17 protein-coding genes are annotated in these 19691 nt (G+C 45.2%); all 17 read right to left on the bottom strand.

Annotated elements, in window-relative coordinates; translation table 11 throughout:
* Positions 1-7: 7 nt before the first annotated feature.
* The gene (nuoN, locus tag A2517_RS09730) at positions 8-1513 is read right to left on the bottom strand and encodes an NADH-quinone oxidoreductase subunit NuoN (protein WP_294896507.1); all 1506 of its coding nucleotides are present in this window, start codon (positions 1511-1513) and stop codon (positions 8-10) included.
* Positions 1513-3060 carry an NADH-quinone oxidoreductase subunit M gene (locus A2517_RS09725; RefSeq protein ID WP_294896505.1) on the bottom strand — a complete coding sequence of 516 codons (1548 nt, stop codon included), beginning with the start codon at positions 3058-3060 and terminating at the stop codon, positions 1513-1515. The genes nuoN and A2517_RS09725 overlap by 1 nt, the downstream gene beginning before the upstream one ends.
* A 9-nt stretch (positions 3061-3069) precedes the next feature.
* The gene (gene nuoL / locus A2517_RS09720; protein WP_294896503.1) at positions 3070-4956 is read right to left on the bottom strand and encodes an NADH-quinone oxidoreductase subunit L; all 1887 of its coding nucleotides are present in this window, start codon (positions 4954-4956) and stop codon (positions 3070-3072) included.
* A gap of 3 nt (positions 4957-4959) precedes the next feature.
* Positions 4960-5265 carry an NADH-quinone oxidoreductase subunit NuoK gene (gene nuoK, locus A2517_RS09715; RefSeq protein WP_294896501.1) on the bottom strand — a complete coding sequence of 102 codons (306 nt, stop codon included), beginning with the start codon at positions 5263-5265 and terminating at the stop codon, positions 4960-4962.
* On the bottom strand, positions 5265-5843 hold the full coding sequence (locus A2517_RS09710) for an NADH-quinone oxidoreductase subunit J (RefSeq protein WP_294896499.1): 579 nt from the start codon (positions 5841-5843) through the stop codon (positions 5265-5267). The genes nuoK and A2517_RS09710 overlap by 1 nt, the downstream gene beginning before the upstream one ends.
* Before the next feature lie 11 nt (positions 5844-5854).
* On the bottom strand, positions 5855-6478 hold the full coding sequence (gene nuoI / locus A2517_RS09705) for an NADH-quinone oxidoreductase subunit NuoI (protein ID WP_294896497.1): 624 nt from the start codon (positions 6476-6478) through the stop codon (positions 5855-5857).
* Between the two features lie 12 nt (positions 6479-6490).
* Positions 6491-7480, bottom strand: a complete 990-nt coding sequence (gene nuoH / locus A2517_RS09700) for an NADH-quinone oxidoreductase subunit NuoH (protein ID WP_294896495.1) — start codon at positions 7478-7480, stop codon at positions 6491-6493.
* A 3-nt stretch (positions 7481-7483) separates the two neighbouring features.
* Positions 7484-9970: an NADH-quinone oxidoreductase subunit G gene (locus tag A2517_RS09695; protein ID WP_294896493.1), complete on the bottom strand. Its 2487-nt coding sequence runs from the start codon at positions 9968-9970 to the stop codon at positions 7484-7486.
* Positions 9967-12219, bottom strand: coding sequence for a 2Fe-2S iron-sulfur cluster-binding protein (locus tag A2517_RS09690; protein WP_294896491.1), 2253 nt, complete (start codon positions 12217-12219; stop codon positions 9967-9969). The genes A2517_RS09695 and A2517_RS09690 overlap by 4 nt, the downstream gene beginning before the upstream one ends.
* A 10-nt stretch (positions 12220-12229) precedes the next feature.
* Complete coding sequence (locus A2517_RS09685) at positions 12230-14266, bottom strand: FAD-dependent oxidoreductase (protein WP_294896489.1); 2037 nt, start codon at positions 14264-14266, stop codon at positions 12230-12232.
* Positions 14267-14275: 9 nt separating this feature from the next.
* The gene (locus A2517_RS09680; protein ID WP_294896487.1) at positions 14276-14500 is read right to left on the bottom strand and encodes an NADH-ubiquinone oxidoreductase subunit E family protein; all 225 of its coding nucleotides are present in this window, start codon (positions 14498-14500) and stop codon (positions 14276-14278) included.
* A gap of 12 nt (positions 14501-14512) precedes the next feature.
* Positions 14513-15739 (bottom strand): NADH dehydrogenase (quinone) subunit D, encoded by a 1227-nt coding sequence (gene nuoD / locus A2517_RS09675; protein WP_294896485.1) that lies wholly within the window; start codon positions 15737-15739, stop codon positions 14513-14515.
* A gap of 11 nt (positions 15740-15750) precedes the next feature.
* Entirely contained in the window at positions 15751-16557 is an 807-nt protein-coding gene (locus A2517_RS09670; RefSeq protein ID WP_294896483.1) for an NADH-quinone oxidoreductase subunit C, read from the bottom strand.
* Positions 16557-17066, bottom strand: coding sequence for an NADH-quinone oxidoreductase subunit B family protein (locus A2517_RS09665; RefSeq protein ID WP_013459129.1), 510 nt, complete (start codon positions 17064-17066; stop codon positions 16557-16559). The genes A2517_RS09670 and A2517_RS09665 overlap by 1 nt, the downstream gene beginning before the upstream one ends.
* A complete protein-coding gene (locus tag A2517_RS09660) occupies positions 17048-17437 on the bottom strand; it encodes an NAD(P)H-quinone oxidoreductase subunit 3 (protein WP_294896532.1) in 390 nt (129 codons plus the stop codon). Before A2517_RS09660 ends, A2517_RS09665 begins: the two co-directional genes overlap by 19 nt.
* 313 nt (positions 17438-17750) lie before the next feature.
* On the bottom strand, positions 17751-18845 hold the full coding sequence (locus A2517_RS09655) for a methyl-accepting chemotaxis protein (protein WP_294896480.1): 1095 nt from the start codon (positions 18843-18845) through the stop codon (positions 17751-17753).
* A 106-nt stretch (positions 18846-18951) separates the two neighbouring features.
* Positions 18952-19691 (bottom strand): ATP-binding protein (locus tag A2517_RS09650; RefSeq protein WP_294896478.1); only part of this gene is annotated, 740 nt, incomplete at its 5' end.

Below are 19691 nucleotides of genomic sequence, written 5' to 3'. Positions count from 1 at the left end.
TTTCCTTTTAATAACCGCTATTATACACGAATAGCGTAATAACTTCCAAGAGAGGATTCACGGCAAATACGGCGAAAATAGTTCCGACTGCTGCGATACCGATAATGGTTTTAAGAGAGAGCGATGCATTCATGAAATAGAATTTCTCGTATCCGACCATCGGCTCTTTCATAAACATGAAAACGATCAGTTTAAGGTAGTAGTACCCTGCAATCGCGGAGTTAAGCGCCATAATGAGGGCTAAAACCGTGTAACCTGCACTGACGGCAGAACCGATCATATACATTTTACCCCAAAACAGGCCAAACGGCGGAATTCCGGCAAGTGATAGCATAAACAACGCCATCATCACGGCACCCATCGGCATTGTTTTAATCATCCCTGAGAATTTTTCATACGGATGGTCTGAACTTTGACCCGGCAACAGATTTTTTTGGCGATTGACCCATAGCATAGTAAAGGCACCGAGATTAGTGAAACTGAACAATGCCCAATACAAAAAGAGTCCCGTATTGGCTTGTGTCGTACCGATCAAAATTGCCGCCATTACAAAACCGGCATGGCTGATTGAACTGTAGGCCAACATACGCTTGACATCGGTTTGTACCAAAGCCCAAATATTGGATGCCGTCATGGTTACAACAACACCGATATAAAGAATGACTTGAAGCCATACCACTCCGCTGTGAACCAAAAATTCGAACAAACGCATCGCGACAACAAATGCCGCGATTTTTGGTACGATAGACATATATCCCGCTAATGCCGCAGATGAACCTTCATACACGTCCGGCGTCCATGTGTGAAACGGAACCATTGAGAGTTTAAATCCGAATGCCGCAATCATAAACGCCATAGAAACAAGGACATAGCCGATATTGCTGTAGTGATCTTCTGCCAATACCGTAGCAATTTGGTTGATCTCAACCGAACCGCTGATCGCATACAAAATCATCGATCCGAAAGCATAGAAACCTGCCGCTAAAGCTCCCATTGTGAAATACTTCACTGCCGCTTCAAACGATTTTGAGCGGTTGTGCAATGCAATCAACGTATAAAGAGCCAAAGAGGCCGTCTCAAGACCGACAAAAATCAAAATAAGGTTATCGGTAGCAACCATAAACTGGAAGCCTGCAATCATAAACAAGAAAAGGGCGAAATACTCCGGATAGTTGTACTCATGGAACCGTTTTGATGTCAATGCCAACGGAATAAAGAGCATTGAACCCACAACAATGATAATCTGTGAAAGGATAGCAATTCCATCCATCAACATAACATCAAAGAATCCTAGAACCGTCCCATTTTTCAAGAAAACACCGGCAAAATCAACCAATGCACCCAAATCAAGGAGCAAGAAAAGGAGACTGATCATGACGTATAACGATTTATGCAATCCCCCTTTCACCATATCGATCACCAAAATTGCCAACGCACCGACGATGGCAATCAGCATCGGAGCTAGGGTCGCTAAATTGAGCGACGCAAGTGAAACATTAATCGGCTCCAACATTAGTGCGCCTCCTGCATTGGAATAATCTCATTTTTGCCTGAGAGATCAGGAATACGTGCTTTTGCCTCTGGGCTTTGCGCTTTATCGTGCATCAATTGAATGACCGACTCAACACTATTGTTGATCGGTTCCAATACCGGTTTCGGATAAACTCCCAACCAAATAGCAACGATAACGAGAGGAATAAGCCCTAAATACTCGGTTCTATTCAAATCTTTAAGATTTTTGTTCTTTTCATTGGTAACAGCGCCAAAAAACATCTTTTTATAGGCGGAAAGCATATAAATGGCTCCGACGATAATTGCGACTCCAGCGGTCAGGGTCAACATATGGGACTGTTTGTAAAAGCCCAAAAGACACAAAAATTCTCCGACGAAGTTGATCGTAAGAGGCAAGCCAACCGATGCCATCATCATAATTCCGAAAATCGTCGCATAACGCGGCATTACCGATGCAAGACCGCCGAACTCAGACATCATTTTTGTATGACGACGATCGTAGATAACACCGACGAGTAAGAACAGAGCTCCAGATACAACCCCATGCGCTAACATCAAGAAGACCGAACCGCTGACACCCTCAACGTTCAAAGCAAACGTTCCGAGGATAATAACCCCCATGTGGGATACGGAGCTATACGCTACGACTTGTTTAATATCCTCTTGCGCATAGGCTACCATTGCCGTATAGATAATCATGATGATAGCGATAATAGCGATCGGGAACATGAAAAAGACAGACGCATCCGGAAACAACGGTAATGAGAAACGGACAAATGCATACGTACCCATTTTAAGCAAAATCGCCGCAAGGATTACCGAACCGATTGTCGGAGCCTGACCGTGCGCATACGGAAGCCATGTATGGAACGGGAACATCGGAACTTTGATCGCAAAGCCGAGGAAAAATGCTGCAAACAACCACAATTGGAAGTTCTCCGGCAAAATCAGACGATACCACTCTAAAATCGAGAAGCTCCATTGTCCTGTTGCTTGGTAATAAAAGTACGCCATAAAGAGCATACCGACCAACATTACCAATGAACCTGTAAAGGTGTAGAGGAAAAATTTGATCGATGCGTAAATACGAAGAGGCCCGCCCCAAGCACCAATAATATAAAGCATCGGTACAAGTGAAAGTTCCCAAAAAACGTAAAATACGATGGCATCAAGTGCCGCGAAAACACCCACCATTGTCATCTCTAAGAATAACAGCGTAATGATTAGATCTTTTAGTCGGCGAGTTTCGGTTAACGACGCAATACCGATCAACGTGAAAAACGTTGAGAGGATAATAATAAAGAGTGAAATACCATCAACACCGAGAAGGTAGTTAATACCAAACGCCGGAATCAGCGGCATTGACTCCATAAACTGCATTCCCGATATCATCGGATCGTATGCATACCATAGCCACAAAGAGAGGACAAACTCAATAAATGCTACGGCAATACCGTAGGCTCTCATACTATCTTTAGTGACGACAAACCCGAGCATTGCAGCCAATGCAGGGAAGAAAATTAAAAGTGTTAAAATGTGATCTATCATCATTACTCCTTAAGCGCCGACCGCGTTGTATCCAACGGTAAAGGCGAGGGCAAGTGACACTAAAACGACCAAACCGATAACCATCCAACGAAGCATTGTTGAAAGATTTCCGTTTTGTATGTCACGTGTATTCTCGCCCGTTTTGTAGATTGCGTTCGCAATAGAATCAACGGTTGCATCAACAATTTTGAGATCAAACTGTTTCCATGCAATACGAGAAAGTTCCAAATACGGTTTTGAAAAAACTTCCTCATAAAATTTTGGAATGTAATACTGATTGCTCAATAATTTATAGCCGAAACTATTTTCCAGTTTAGAAGAACCATCCGGTACACTATTCCAGTTGCTGTATTTTTTATACGCAAATACAATAGCGGCAATAACAAACAACTGGGTTCCGATCGTCATAATCCAATAGGTCATCTCACCGTGAACATGGTACTGTGTATCCGGAAGCAAACTCGTAACCAATTGATAGTACGTCATTTTAAATGAACCCGCAATGATTGCCAACAAGAGCAACGGAGACATCGCTACTAACATAAATTTATACGCTTCATGCGGATGAATACCGAAAAGTTTATAACGCTCTTCTCCGTGGAAGATCAACGCAACAAGGCGGAATGAATAAAACGCCGTCAATCCCGCTGTAAGTAACAAGACAGTATAGATTACATAATGATGCTCAACAAACCCGACCTCTAAGATCAAATCTTTTGAAAAGAATCCGGCAAACGGATAGATACCCGCTAACGCAACGGAAGCAAGGGTCATCATAATAAATGTCCCTTTCATCACCTTGCGTAATCCCCCCATTTTAAACGGATCAAGCTCATCATGCATCGCATGCATCACGTTACCCGCACCGAGGAACAAGAGTGCTTTAAAAAAGGCATGCGCCATGAGGTGGAACAATGCGACCCAGTACGCACCCAATCCTGCTGCTACGAACATATATCCCAGCTGCGAAAGGGTAGAGTAGGCAATGATACGTTTCATATCACGGTTAACCAATGCCATTGATGCGGCAAACAATGCTACAAATGCACCGAGACTTGCGATAAAGATCCCGACATTCGGAATCAAATCATAAATCGGATTGGCACGAACAACCAAATAAACCCCTGCCGTAACCATGGTCGCCGCGTGGATCAACGCCGATACCGGAGTAGGACCTTCCATCGCATCGGCAAGCCATGTATGGAGCGGAAACTGCGCCGATTTACCCATTGCGCCGATAAAGAGGAAAATACCGATCCACGTCGTAACGACTAACGGAAGGTTTCCGATTTCAGAAAATACGACGTCGTATTGGAGAGAACCGGTATTCCAATAAATCAAGAAAATCCCGATAAGCATCCCAAGGTCAGCGATACGGTTCATAATAAACGCTTCGTTTGCTGCCCATGTTGCCGATTCTTTTTGATACCAGAAGCCGATAAGTCCCCACGAACAAAGACCAACCCCTTCCCATCCGATAAAGAGTCCTGCAAAGTTGTCACTCATAACGAGTACCATCATCGAGAAAACGAATGCTGAAAGCCATGAGAAGAAACGGTTGAATCCTTTATCATGATCCATGTAGCCGATAGAGTAGATATGGACTACCGTAGAGACGATGGTAACTACCATCATCATAACCACGCTCACTTGGTCAACGACAAACCCAAACGGGATATAAAGATCTCCCGTTTCCATCCATGTCATCAGTTCAACATGAACCGTATGCCCGCCCATGACATAAGAGAGCAAAAGTGCACTGCTCACAAACGAAGTAAACAATAATCCCGATGCCACAATACCGACATGCTGTGATTTAGGTGACCCTCCGAAAAGAGAAGCGTAAAGCGACCCTACCAGCGGAGCAAACAGTGCGATATATAAATAAAGTTCCATAGTCTATCCTCGCATTGAATTCATTTGATCTAGGTCGATCTTACCGGTGCGTTTGTACCATACGATGAGGAGACCCAGCCCGATCGCTACTTCCGATGCCGCAATCGCAATAATGAAAAACGCAAACATTTGCCCGCTCAGATCACCGATGTAGTAAGAAATAGCGGCAAATGCGATGTTGGTTGCATTGAGCAAAATTTCCGTTGCAAAAAAGAGCATCAAAAGGTTTTTACGGCGCATTACCCCGATCAAACCGATAGCAAACAAAATTGTGGATAAAACAAGATAATGAGTTAATGTAATTTCCATCAGTGTCCCCCTGCTTGAGGTTCAAAACTATCATCCATCGTAGTAATCTCTTCTTCGGCCATCAAAGTTAATGATTTGTCCATTTTTTTACCGGCCAAAATAATTCCGCCGATCATTGCAACAAGGAGCATAACGGCTGCAAGTTCGAAAGGTACAAGGTATTTCGTAAAGAGAACCATACCCACGGCCTGTGAATTGCCTACCCCTTCTTGGATCGGATAAAGGGCTTGAATGTTATTTGAGACGATAGGTGCAACGAAAATTGCGACCACCATAACCGCTGCCAAAATCCCAAGGACAAAAACGATCTGCGGATTAGTACGCTTTTCAACAACATCACGTGTCGTATCGAAAAACATCATCCCGAATGCGTATAACGCCATTACTGCGCCTGTATAGACGATGATTTGGATCGCACCCAAAAAGTCGGCACCCAAAATAAAGAAAAATGCCGAGATGAAAATCATCCCCGCCGCCATTGCGGTAATCGCATAGAGCGCTTGGCTTGTCATTACCGTGATGGTAAACATCACGATCGTTAATGCCGCAAACAGATAAAAAGCGATTGCTTCAAACATACTTTGACTCCTTAATACGCCAACGGGGTCTTTTTGACCGACGCGTCGCTTCCTGGGATAATGGCTCCGAAGCCTGGGTATTCTGCTTGTTCACCCGCTTTTAAAAGATCAAGCGGGGTCAGCATATCGTCTTTAATGACGAAATGGGCACGTTGTTCTGAGGCATTCTCATACCGTTGTCCGTGAACGATAGCAAGTTCAGGGCACACTTCAGCACAGTAGCCGCAGAAAATACAACGTCCGAGGTTAATACTGTATTCAGTAACCTCTTTACGGCTATTCTCATCGATACGAGTGTCCATACGGATACAATCGGAGATACAAATTTTTTCGCACAATCCGCATCCGATACAACGCTCATATCCCGATTCCCACAAACGCAATAGTTTGTGTACCGCACGATAACGCGGCCCGATCGGGAGTTTTTCAAGCGGGTATTGAAGCGTGTGAATATCGAATTTAATCATCTCACGTAATACAACCCAAAGACCTACAAAGAGCTCTCCGTTGAATGTACGTTTAACAACCTGTTTAAATTTGTCCCACCCTGAAGTCGGGTAGGTTTCGATATCGACGTAATAGTAAGCAGATGACTCGCTCACGTTACGATTCGTAAATACTTCTTCATGATGCATAACCCAACCTCCTTAGAACATCATCACGATGCCGGTGATCACAATATTGATCACCGCAATCGGCATTAATACTTTCCAACACAACCACATCAATTGGTCAGGTCGGACATCCGGCCATGCAGCGCGTGTCCATAGGAAAAAGAAAAAGAAAAACGCTACTTTCAACAAGAGCTGAATTGCCCCGGCAATCGTACCATCACCAAAACCGCCCAAGAAAATGATGGCGATTACAAACGAGATGAAGAACATATTCGCGTATTCACCGATGAAGAAAAGACCCCAGCGCATACCCGAATACTCCGTACCGAAACCGTCAATGATTTCGTGATCGTTCGCAACAAGATGGAACGGTGTACGTCCCGTCTCAGCAAAAGCGGCAATCCAAAAAAGGATAAATGCCACCGGCTGTGACCATACGATCCAGTTGCCGATTCCACCCGCTTGGTAGTTATTGATATCGATTAACGACAATGACCCCACCATCATAAGGGGTGCCAATAGCGATAATCCCGAAATAACTTCATACGAAATGAAGATGGCGGCACTACGCGCCGCAGAGATCAACGACCATTTGTTCGCCGATGCCATACCCCCAAGGAGCGGTCCGTACAATCCGATAGCCATAACCCCTAATACGTAGAGGATACCGACATTGATATCAGCGACAATCGGATGCACTGTGTATCCGAATACCGTAAACTGAGGCCAAAACGGAATCGCCGCAGAGGCCATAAATGCCGTTGCAGCCGTAATAACGGGGGCGATTTTGAAAATCGGCTTCACAACGTTTTGAGGGATAATATCCTCTTTTGTAAAGAGTTTAATCCCATCCGCCGCGACTTGAAGCAAACCGAACGGGCCAACGTGCATCGGTCCAAGACGGCGTTGCATAAACGCCAGCACTTTACGCTCAAAATAGGTCCCAAGACCCGCGAGCGCTGAGAAGACTAACAAGATTACAACGATTTTAATGATCGTTTCTATAATGAATGCTACATCCATGCTTTACACCTTTTGAATTGATACGCACGCAAAACGGTAACCGTCAAACAGTGCCTCAGAATTGATAGCGGTATCGAATGTCGGAAGATACGAAATATCCCCTTCGATTTTACCGTCTGTGATAACGCTGACACGTACTTCACCGCGCGCGGTTTTAACATTCACCATGTCTCCTTCATTCCAGCCGTTGCTTTCCATAGCTGAAGCAGATACGTATAAACCGCCCGAGCCTTTAAGCTGGTGTGACATTGCCGTAAACGGAGAGAATTGAAGTACCGGATTTGCCAAGTAAACCACTTTATCTGTGATTGCCGAATCTGCGTTAAACGGTGTTACGTTTTCATCCCCGCTGACACTCACTGCGATATTTTCTAGCAGATATCCGCGAACCTCTTCACCGGTGTTGGTGAAATTGTTCGGAAGGGTGTCAAATGCCATTGCTTTGAATCCTCTATTTACAGGAAGCTGCGCCGTGTAATCAACCGTGAATTTCAAGTTTACACCAAGGGCATTGGCAAGATCATTCAGAACGTAGCCGCCGTAGCCGAGTGCCGCATTGGTCGGATTCACCCGTTTGTCGATACTGGTCAATGTCCCCTCTTGTTGATTCAGAGCCGGCATATCCAAATCACCGTTACCCAATGCGCTGAGGGTGAAATCACCCGCTATGTTGTAACCGATAGTGTAATTTCCACGGCTACCATCAAGATCACATATCATCGCAACACCGAGGGTATTAGAAAGATTTGGGATCATTGTGACACTAAACGGTGTGTATTTTTCAATCAATGCCACAAGACGTGCACAATTCTCAGAATGTGGATGGGTGTACAAATCAGGCCCCACCATCAGGCTAAACGTCTCTTTTTTCGCCAAATACTTAGCGAGGGTATCGGCAAATCCCGCAGGTGCGCTCACGAGGGCGAAGAGAGCGTTTTCATCCACTTCTACCTCTTTTGAGACTTTTTTCTTGATGGTTTTAGTGACCTCTTCAGTAACCTCTTCTTCGATGCCGCTCTCTTCGTTGAGTACTTTTTTGACAACCGTTTCGGTCACTTTCTCATCTACTGTCTCTTCAACCGTAATGGTTTTCATCGAATGGAACGTTGCCAAATATTCGGTGATACTCGATGGCATTGCCGCTTTATCCCCGAAAAGATCGAGCATCAAATACAGTGCCGCCTCTTCCATCATCGGAGCATGGTTGAACTGTGTCACGTTTTTCGACATATCGGCGATAACGGGATCATTGATCGGGTGAAAATACAATCCCGCACCTTTGTTCATAGAGAAGGCATTGTTCATCGCGAAACGGGCATTCGGATTATCCGTTTTGAGTGCACTTCCGATAGAGACAACGAAATCCGATTCGTGAACCTGTTTCAAATCACCGCCGTAAAGTGATTTCCCACTGATAGTGCTGTAGCTGCTCAAAAAGTTTTTCAGTGCCAACGCTTCGTTATTCACTAATCGGTAGCCGTATTTGACTTTAAGACGTTGAAGAATCAATGCCTCTTCGTTGGTGATCGTCGAGGTAAATGCGATGGTATCGGCTTTTTTAAAGGCTGTAACCGCTGCATCAAAGGCTGCCGCATTTTTAACCACATCACGATTCTCGAAATCGTATCCGTAACGCCCAGCACCGCAGAGGGATACATAGTTCCACTCATTTTTAACACGGTAAATTTTAGCCTCTGGATCGGTAATACTGGTATGTTTGATATCGTAGCTGAGCTGACACCCTGCCGAACAATGAGCACACGTAGCAGGGATTTGTTTGTGTTCCCATGCATTGGAGGTGTACTGATAATCACTGCTCACCAATGCCCCGACCGGACATACGGAGCTACACTCGCCGCAGTCAGTACAATCAAGTCTGTCTCCGCCGTTTGGAGCAATGAGCGATTTGTTAAGTTTATTCCACATTGCATAGGCATCTTTAGGCATAGACTCTTTGAATTCAGCCTCAATCGCTTCAGAGCCGCGTGCTACGGTAGAGAGTGCCGCATCCCCGATCATATCTTTACAGACGGTAATACAACGCTCACACATAATACACAATGCCGGATCGTAATGGATCAAGCCCCAGTTTTGTGCCGGTTTATGGGTATCTTTGATCGAGTATGTTTGTGAATCAACTCCCACTTCCAACGTATAGTTCTGAAGTTCGCATTCACCCGATTGGTCGCACACGCCGCATTCCAGAGGGTGGTTTACATCATAAACTTCCATAATGGCTCTACGCTCCGCCAAAATATTCGGCGTCGTGGTCGTAATATCCATCCCCTCTTTAGCTTTGGCATTACACGCATAGACTTGCTTGCCGTCCGCTTCAACCAAACAAATACGACACGCCAATGTCGGTGAACATCGTGTCAGATAGCAAATCGCAGGGATAAATATCCCGTTGGCTCGCGCCGCGTTGAGGATATATTCACCCTCTTGCGTCTGAACACTACGACCGTCTATGGTAATCGTGATTTCATTCATGATCCACTCCCCATCTTCATAATTTTCACCTTTTCAAAGCGATATTGTTCATTCAATGCACCGAATGCCTCATCATAAGCCGGAACCAAAGCAACCGTCCCTTTCAATGAAGTATCAAGTTTAAAAATACGTTCTTGCGTCGCACTCTTAAATTCAATTTGAATTTTATCACCATCACCGATTTTTGCAGCAGCGGCAAACTGTGCGGAACCGCGTAAAGTTGTATCTTTTTCAAGCTGCGACGTGCGCGCCGTATAACTGTTAAACTGATTCACCGGATTACAGCGATAAACAACCGTTCCGTTGAACTCCGGCAAATCAGCGATCTCTTCAAGCACTCCTGAAGCTTCAATATCACGATTTTCGAGCATATAACCTCGATAGTCTTCACCCAAAGCTCCAAAAAAGTTCCCCAAATCATCGAATGATTTTCTCTCAAACCCTTTTTCGCGAGGCAGTGCAAGAGTGTAATCAATGGTGTTTTCTGCTTTGACACCGAGGGTGTTTGCAAGATCGTTGAGGGTGTACCCTTTAAACGCTACCGCTACATTGGTCGGCAATACTTGATAATTGATACTGACGAATGTCCCCTCTTGGCTGTTGAGTGCTGCAAGCGGAAGCATCGCATCCCCGAATGAGCCTATCGTGTAGCTTCCTGCTGCATTGTAACCGACAACATTTGCGCTGCCGTTGTCACTGTCCAAATCACAAATGAGCGATACACCGACGGTATTGACATTGGTAGGTATTACCACAACCGAAAACTCGGTATAGGTCTCAATCATCGCACAAAGACGTGCTATGTTGGAAGAGCGTTTATGGTTCAATACATCGCTTCCGATTACGAGTGTTTTTCGTTTCGCTCTCTTCATTGATTGAGCAATTCGCGTAAACTCTTCATCACCGACATTGCTCTCAGCGCATAAGTATCCCTCGTCGAGTTCTTTGAAATACTCGCGGTTCTCTTCGCTGATATCTGCACCCTCTAGAAGGGTTGCTGCCAGCATTGCAACGACACCCTCTTCGGTTCCCACTTCGTATTTCACAAACTGAGTTACGACGTTTTGAAGCAATTCATCTTCAAGCGGATGCATATAAATAACTTTTGCACCTCTGTGACGTGCTGCCGTCGTCACCGCATAACGGACGACCGGATTATCGGTGCTGATACGTCCACCAAGAACAATGATCCCGTCGCTTTGGGTAATGGCATCGAGACTTCCGCCGAACCCGCTCTTACCGCTGATGGAACTGTAAGCCGCCATAAAACTCTGATACGCACGTGCCTCTTCGTTGTAGAGCTTAAGCCCCGTTTTCTCTTTGAGGCGTTGAAGGATCAGAGCCTCTTCGTTGGTAATGAGGGAACTGAATCGAATCGCTTCGGCACTCTTTATCGCATGGATCGCTTTTGCGAATTCCGCTTCGTCTTTAGAGGCTTGGTGATCGAAATCAAAACCGAATCGTCCCGCACCGCAAAGGGTCGTGTGCTCAAAATCATTGGTAACACGGTAGATACGGTCTTCTCCGTTGCTCGTCGAGGTGTGTTTAACTTCGTAACTCAATGAACACCCTGCCGAACAATGGACACACGTAGCAGGGACTTGAGAAAGCTCCCATGCATTCGCGCTGTACTGAAATTCCGAACTGACCAACGCACCTACGGGACATACCGCGATACATTCACCGCAGAACGTACAATCGAGAACGTCGCTATTTTTCGGAATGACAGACGATTTGTATCCCCCAAATTGAAGGGTAATTGCATCATCGCCGATAATCTCATTACAGACGTGGACACATTTTTCGCACAAAATACACAATGACGGATCGTAGTTGACCAATCCCCAATGCTCAATGTGGCGGTGTTGCTCTTTGGCACTAAAATGTTGTGCCGAAACCCCGAATTCCAATGTTTTATTTTGAAGATCACATGCACCCGATTTGTCACACACACCGCACTCTAACGGATGATTGACATCATAGAGACGCATAATATTCGTCCGTTCGGTTTTTAAACGATCCGAATCAAGGGTAACCGAAAGCCCCTCGATCGGTGGAGTTTGACAGCTGAGAATCAGCCCGTCAGTTTTATCGGTTTCAACCACACATAAACGGCATGATGCACACGGAGTCGTCTTTTCCAAATAACACATGGTAGGAATATAAAATCCCGCTTTCCGTGCCGCTTGGAGAATAGTCTCCCCTTTTTGCGCCGTTACGGGTTGATTGTTAATCGTAAAGTTAATCATCCATCCCCCCTTAATGTGCGACCATCGCGATATAGTAACAACGCATACAGCGTTCCGCCTCTGCGAGTGCCTCTTCTTGTGTAAAACCGTATTTCACTTCACGATTATTATCTTTGCGCTCATCGACCGTGAGTACTTCACTGTGTTGGCGCGGCAAGCCCGGAAGCCACCCTTGAATCTTCTCTTTTTTATCATAGACTTTGAGCTTGCGGAGGTGATCTTCCATAATCTCATCGTTCGTCAAAGTAATTTCGCCACTCATGACATAGCGCGACATCACCGATGCGGCACGTTTTGCCTGACCGACGGCATTAACGATGGTCATCGGACCGTATTCACAATCCCCCGCCGCAAAGATTCCCTTACGTGAGGTCATATAATCTTTTCCGTTTGTTTTGATCGTCGCCCATGAGGTGCGCTCGATCTCCCACTCTTCAGGGAGAAGTTTCAAATCGGCACTTTGAGAAACGGCAGGGATGAGATAATCGCACTCCATCTCAAAACTTGCCCCTTCCACTTTTTCCAAGGTCGGACGTCCGCCATTCGGATCGGGAACCAGTTCAAAACGATCAACGATTAGTGCTTTGAGAACATCATTTTCATCCTTCATCGCCGCAACAGCAGAGTGAAAAATAAACTCAACACCCTCTTCAACCGCTTCATGATACTCTTCATACGTTGTATTTTTAATGATTGTCGCTTCGTCACGACGGTACAACATCACCACTTTTTTGGCATTTGCACGGATCGCACAGCGGACAACGTCCATCGAGGTAAATCCGCCCCCGACACACACGAGCGTTTTGCCGGTTAGATCGACAAAATCGGCAGGAAGCATGTGCCGTTTTTGATCGGCTTCGGGAACCATAATGTCGTATTTAACTTGGAGATTGACTTTATCCAAAAAGTCGATGGCACCCCAATATCCTTGGATTTCAGGACGTTCGTTATCACAATAGACTTTTTTCGAGATACGGGTACCGGTAGCGACCAACGTTGCATCATACTCATTCTCAAAACGGCGCATCATATCGGCGGTGACTTTGGAGTTCGTGATAAAGTTCACCCCAAGGCTTCGAACAGCTTCGATATCTTGGTTGTATTTATCGATCGGCATACGGTATTCCGGAACCCCGACCGCTACTTCACCGCCGAGTACCGGAAGCTCTTCATAGACATCGACATCGATTCCGTCCAATGCTAGATAGTACGCACCCGTCAGTCCCGCAGGACCCGCACCGATAACGGCTACTTTTTTACCGAGTGAAGCTTTTTTCTCGCTCGGATGAAAGAATCCAAATCCGTGATCGGTCTCATAATCGGCACCGAGACGTTTGAGTTCCATGATCGAAATCGGCTCGTCCAAATTGGTACGGCGGCACTCGGTCTCACACGGATGAGGACAGACACGTCCGCATGTATGGGCAAGAGGCATCGTTTGACGCGTTGCCATCAATGAATCGTCAAAACGTAAATCACGAACACCCTCGATATACGCCGGAATATCGACATGTGCGGGACACGCATCCATACACGGTGCGGTAATTTTCGCGATATAGCTGGTATCTTCCATATGATAATGCTTGGAAGGTTTTTGGTTCTCGATGCACGCCATAAAGTCTGATTCAAAGTGAGTCATAAGATCCAATAGCGGATTCGGAACGGTTTTCCCGATCTCACACTTAGAGGTCTCCTGCATCGTTCTTGAAACCTCTTTGAGGTGCTCCATATCACTTACTGAGCCTTCGCCGCGAGCGATTTTATCAAGCAAATCGTATAGTATACGTCCACCCCATCGCCCCGGTGCACAGCGTCCGCACGCTTCGGAATAAACCTGATACTGCGCCGCATATTCTGTTGCAAGACGAACGACGTCTACCTCAGGATTAAAAAGCGCCACACCGTCCCAACCGATAAACGCTTTGGAATGGGCATGTTCGTTGTATTCCAACGGAAGGTTATAAGCAGAATTTTCCCAAGCATCCTCGCGTTTGCCGATGTTGTTAATTTGCTCACCCCGCCACGTGGAGAAATAGACTTTACTCACACCGTTTCCTTATTTCTTGACCACAATGGTCCAGTCAGCTTCGTTGAATTTCAACGAGTTCATGAGGGTGCACCCCAGTTCTTTAACCAAATCAGCCGATTGCTGTACCGAAGTAAAATCACCAATTTCAAACAAGAAAATCAACACTTCACCGTTGATTGCATCTTCTTTGATAATAGCGGACATGCGGCTTGCAAAGTTCTCTTTTAAATGACGTAAATCGTAACGTTTCACTGCATGCTCCTTTTAGCGGTCTACTTCACCGAAGACGATGTTGGTCGTCCCGATGATAGATACAACGTCCGGGATATAGTGACCCGGTAATAGGTCTGTCAAAATACCTGTATGCCAGAACGACGGCGCACGGAGTTTTAGACGGTACGGATAGGCTCCACCTTGAGAGTTGATATAAAAACCAAGTTCTCCCTTAGGTGATTCGGTCGCCACATAAACCTCTCCTACCGGAGGGCGCATCCCCTGAGTCACGAGGACAAAGTGTTGCATCAACGAGTAGTTTTGGGTCATAATGTCGATTTTCGGTGCCGAGATGTATTGCGGTGCATGTGCCATTAACTCAGGTCCAGTCCCCGCATACATATCGATCACTTGGTACAAGATTTTCGCAGACTCGCGCATCTCTGCCATATAAAGTTTATAACGGGCGTAGTTGTCCCCTTTGTCGGAGACCGGAACGTTGAACTCCACTTCATCATAAAGCTCGTACGGTTCTTCTTTACGGATATCCCACTCGACACCCGAAGCACGGAGCATTACCCCTGAACAACCCCAGCTTTGAGCCATCTCTTTAGAGATAACCCCGACATTTTCCATACGCATCAACCAGATACGGTTGGTATCGAGAAGATCTTCGTAATCTTTGATGTTTTCCGGCAATTTATCGAGGAATTTACGCAAATCGGCGATAAAATTATCCGGTAAATCAAGAGGAACACCGCCGATGCGGATCGCTGCATGGGTCAAACGGGCACCGCAGTAATCTTCGATCAAATCCATCAAATACTCACGCTCACGGAACGCGAACAAGAACACCGTCATAGCCCCGATATCCAGAGCCGTCGTCGCCAACCAGAAAAGGTGAGACATAAGGCGATTCGTCTCAAGAAGCATCATACGGATCACTTTGGCACGGCGCGGAACATCAAGCCCGATAAGCTCTTCTACCGCCAATGCAAAGCCGTAGTTGTTTGAGCTTGAAGCGATATAGTCCATACGATCGGTTGTCGGCATGAACTCGTTATAGATCATGTTCTCCGCCATTTTTTCCATACCGCGATGGAGGTATCCGATATCCGGATGGGCTTTCGTGATTTGCTCCTGCTGCAAATGGAGCATCAAACGTAATTGTCCGTGCGCCGAGGGGTGTTGAGGCCCGAAGTTAAGGATCAGTTCATTATCGTCACGATCAAACGTAATATTTTCAAAAAAGGGTCGTAATCTATTGGATTGTTGCATACTGTAATTCCTTAACGATCGCGATCAGAGATCACGACGCTTTTTTCTGCGTCAAATTTTTGGATGAGGAATACACCCTCATTCTCTTGGTAACACAATGGAGTATCCGGTTCACCTTGAGAGATGTCGGTACCACGCGGTACTTCGTGCCCCAAACGCGAAAATCGTTCGGTGTCGTAACGATCCACTCGTGCCGGATCACGGTTTTCAGGCCCAATAATCTCGCGTGCTTCTTTTCCGAAAATTTTATCCACTTCGTACCATTGGGCAAACTCATCCCCTTGGAGCGGATAGATTTTACGAAGCGGGAACCCTTCCCAATCATCCGGCATCAAAATACGTTTCATAAACGGATGGTTATTAACAACGACGCCGAACATATCGTACATCTCACGCTCAGACCAGTCGGCAGAACGGAAAAGAGAAGAGAGACTTTGGATCGACTCTTTCTCATCAATTTTGCATTTCACACGGATACGTTTGCGTTTAGACATACTGAGCATTTGGTAGAAAATCTCAAATTTCCCCTCAGTTGCTAACCAATCGATTGCTGATAATTCAGAGAGCTGATTGTACTCAAGCTCATTTTTCATGAGTTCAATTACGCCGAAGTTATCCGCTGCATTGATTACAACAACCATTTGCTTCACTTGGATATAGGCATCCAAGACCTCAAACTTTGCTTTGATCGCTTCGAGATCGTGAGCGAATACCGCATCTTCAGAAACATCGCTTTTCGCTACCTGAGGAGCAACCCAGTAACGGTCGGTGTAATAGGGTTTTTTCTGTACGTCGTCTTTAGGGGTGTAAGCTCTCATTACATCAACCTTTTTGGTTTTTGAGCGCGGGATGCACTCTCACGTCGAATTTTTTGTTGTAGCAATAATACTGCATACTGAAGTGTCTCAGGGCGAGGTGCGCATCCCGGAAGATAGAGATCGACTGGGATAACACGATCAACCCCTTGAACCGTTGCGTAGGTATTAAACATACCGCCGGTATTGGCGCATGAACCCATCGAGATGACCCATTTTGGTTCGGTCATTTGATCGTACAAACGGCGAATAAACTCCGCATGTTTTTTCGTCAATGTTCCTGCAACGACCATAAGCTCTGCTTGACGCGGAGAGGCACGGAAAATCGTACCGAACCGGTCGAAATCATACCGTGATGCCCCCGAAGCCATCATTTCAATACCGCAGCATGCCAAACCGTACGTCAATGCCCAGAGTGAATTAGATCGACCCCAGTTAACTACTTTATCAATCGTCGTCAATGCAACGGGAAGCCCGCCATCTTTGAGATAATTTACTTGATGTTGTGCCATTCGAGAGCCCCTTTCTTCCACGCATAAACGAAACCGATTGCCAGCAATAAGATGAACATCATCATCTCAACGAATCCAAACCACCCTAATAGTTTAAAATCGATCGCCCATGGAAACATAAAAACAATCTCCACATCAAACAATAAAAACAACAATGCGAACAGATAAAACTGTGTCGAAATACGATTGGGTTGTTTCGTCACTTCCGGTCCACATTCGTAGACCGTAAGCTTCAGTTTTTCAGTATCTTTGGCCGCTAATGCGCGGCTGGCTAAACGTGCGATAACGGTTGTGGCATAAAATGCACCAAACGTCAACACAAACAGTACAAATACCCCAAAGTAAGGATTTGCTACGTTGTAATGCTCCATAGTTCCGACCTTTTTGTGGTTGATGGCATATCCCGTCGCAGAGAAATTCTCCGCCACGCTATACGGTTTTTATAAAAACAGTTGTTGCACTATAACAAAAAGAGAATTAAACAAACCCTTATCCATACGATATTTAAATGTCTCTGTCACTATAAGAAACACCGCGTAATTGGGTTTTGGAGATAAATGTTAAATTACGTAACACTTTGGGAGAAATGTTCTCATTTCGTATCAAAACGGAACAATTTGTCGTGAAGATTGAGGATTTAAGAGGTGTTCCACTGAATACCCTATGCTACTAATCGAAGCAATATCAGTTTTTCTCTTGAAGCATCCGATCAAGTGTAGCAAAAACGCCGTCACTTGCATGTTCCATCTCTTCAAATACTTTTACAAATCGCTCAGACCCGACATCCTCACTCTTCATCAAATCAAAGATTTTGTGGGTAGAGTTATGGACAACGGAGTGAGGAGATTCAAGGGATGAATAACTTGGTGTATGTTTGAAGAAATCGGATCCCTCACCTTCATAATACCATTTACCCAAACGGCAATTGTGGTGATCGACAAAATTAAACTGCTCTTTTTTAGTAATCGCAGAGAGATAGGTATTGACTTTCCAGATAATGTGATCCAATTTCGCCAAACTCATAAAAATACGTTCTGCCGTATGTTCCGTACTCATAAACGTTTCCCTCATCATCTGGGCATTATGGTCCATATTAGCATTAAAGCTTCCGATTGATTCGTTTGATTCTTCGATGCTCTCTTGTACTTGCTCAAATTTATCGCCGATAGTGGTAACGTCTTGTTTCATTGACTGTAATGAGATGTTGATCTCGCTGATCGCTTTGTCCGTTCTATCCGCCAGCTTACGAACTTCATCCGCAACAACCGCAAATCCTCTTCCGTGTTCTCCCGCACGCGCCGCTTCGATTGCGGCATTGAGTGCTAAGAGGTTTGTTTGATCAGAGATATCTTTAATCAGTACCAAAATACTCGCCACATCTTGCGCACGTTCGGAAAGGGCTTTAACCGTCTCCATAGACTCTAATGCTAAAGAATTCAACCCTTCCAACGTATGTGAAATACCAGAGGCTTTATGTCCAAGCTCAACAATATTTTCCAACAACTCCGTGGATTGGGCAATATGCTCTTTAGAAGAAGAGACCGATGAGGCCATATTCCCCTGAACATCGATCAGATTTTTTTTGAGTTGCTCATTTTGATAGGTCATAACAGCCGATGCGTTTCCACATCGATGCCGCTCCTGCTCTTCTGCAATCTTCGTTTCACATTCATGAAGTTTATGGGAGAGTTCTTGATTTTGTTCTCGTAGTGCACTGTTCTCTTTTTGCAGCGATGAGAGTTCCTCTCTCAACTGTGTATCATCACTAAACCAACCCATAATATTCTCCACTTTATTGCTCAATATGGTGGATTATACTCCCGCTTTGTTGCAAATACAACAATTTGGTGAAATTTAGGTCATGTCGTGATAACTTTTTGATAAATTAATGACTTAAAAATCCCACCGATTTTTCCCCCTCAAAGCTTCCTGATCGCTCTTTTTGGATCTCACTGATAAAATCTTCAAGTCTGAAGGAGCCTTCAGCGCGTGCGGCAACTTGGTAGGCCGTGTTTTTGACAATCAAATTGATTTGTCCCCCTGTTAAAGGATATGTTGAGAGTTTTTCAACATCAAACCCTTCCGCATACGGCGCATTTTTCGGCAGCATCATCTTCCAGAGTGTCAGCCGCTGTTTTTGATCCGGTTTTTTAAACTCGATTTTGTAGTTAAATCGGCGTGAAAAAGCTTGGTCAATATTTTCGAGGAGATTGGTTGTTGCAATCAAAATCCCCTGAAATTTCTCAATCTGCTCCAAAAAGATATTTTGCATCTGATTGTGCATCTGATCGGCAGAGGAACCGACTCCGGATGAACGCGAAGAGAGGAATTGATCCGCTTCATTCAAAAGCAAAATCGGTTCAGTCTTCGTTTGGCGGGTCAAATCGGCGTAGGTATCAAAAATCTTTCGTACATTTTTTTCCGATTCCCCGACGTACATCGAGAGGATTTTGGAACAGTCAAAACTCAAAACCTGACGTTTCAATGAACGGGACAATGAATGAGCCGTAAGGGTTTTTCCCGTCCCTGGAGGGCCGTAGAAAATAATCCGTGCATCAATCCCCGCTTTTTTATCTTTGACTCCCCATTCATGAAGCCGTGCGATCACTTCGCGATCCAACTGAC

Origin of the sequence: Sulfuricurvum sp. RIFOXYD12_FULL_44_77 (genome assembly GCF_001830725.1) — a bacterium.
Lineage (GTDB): Bacteria > Campylobacterota > Campylobacteria > Campylobacterales > Sulfurimonadaceae > Sulfuricurvum > Sulfuricurvum kujiense_A.
This window is presented reverse-complemented; position numbering and strand designations above follow the sequence as displayed.

Coding starts and splice junctions, on each gene's coding strand:
- nuoN (WP_294896507.1), bottom strand. CDS start 1,513: ATGTTGGAGCCGATTAATGTTTCACTTGCGTCGCTCAATTTAGCGACC.
- A2517_RS09725 (WP_294896505.1), bottom strand. CDS start 3,060: ATGATAGATCACATTTTAACACTTTTAATTTTCTTCCCTGCATTGGCT.
- nuoL (WP_294896503.1), bottom strand. CDS start 4,956: ATGGAACTTTATTTATATATCGCACTGTTTGCTCCGCTGGTAGGGTCG.
- nuoK (WP_294896501.1), bottom strand. CDS start 5,265: ATGGAAATTACATTAACTCATTATCTTGTTTTATCCACAATTTTGTTT.
- A2517_RS09710 (WP_294896499.1), bottom strand. CDS start 5,843: ATGTTTGAAGCAATCGCTTTTTATCTGTTTGCGGCATTAACGATCGTG.
- nuoI (WP_294896497.1), bottom strand. CDS start 6,478: ATGCATCATGAAGAAGTATTTACGAATCGTAACGTGAGCGAGTCATCT.
- nuoH (WP_294896495.1), bottom strand. CDS start 7,480: ATGGATGTAGCATTCATTATAGAAACGATCATTAAAATCGTTGTAATC.
- A2517_RS09695 (WP_294896493.1), bottom strand. CDS start 9,970: ATGAATGAAATCACGATTACCATAGACGGTCGTAGTGTTCAGACGCAA.
- A2517_RS09690 (WP_294896491.1), bottom strand. CDS start 12,219: ATGATTAACTTTACGATTAACAATCAACCCGTAACGGCGCAAAAAGGG.
- nuoD (WP_294896485.1), bottom strand. CDS start 15,739: ATGCAACAATCCAATAGATTACGACCCTTTTTTGAAAATATTACGTTT.
- A2517_RS09670 (WP_294896483.1), bottom strand. CDS start 16,557: ATGAGAGCTTACACCCCTAAAGACGACGTACAGAAAAAACCCTATTAC.
- A2517_RS09665 (WP_013459129.1), bottom strand. CDS start 17,066: ATGGCACAACATCAAGTAAATTATCTCAAAGATGGCGGGCTTCCCGTT.
- A2517_RS09660 (WP_294896532.1), bottom strand. CDS start 17,437: ATGGAGCATTACAACGTAGCAAATCCTTACTTTGGGGTATTTGTACTG.
- A2517_RS09655 (WP_294896480.1), bottom strand. CDS start 18,845: ATGGGTTGGTTTAGTGATGATACACAGTTGAGAGAGGAACTCTCATCG.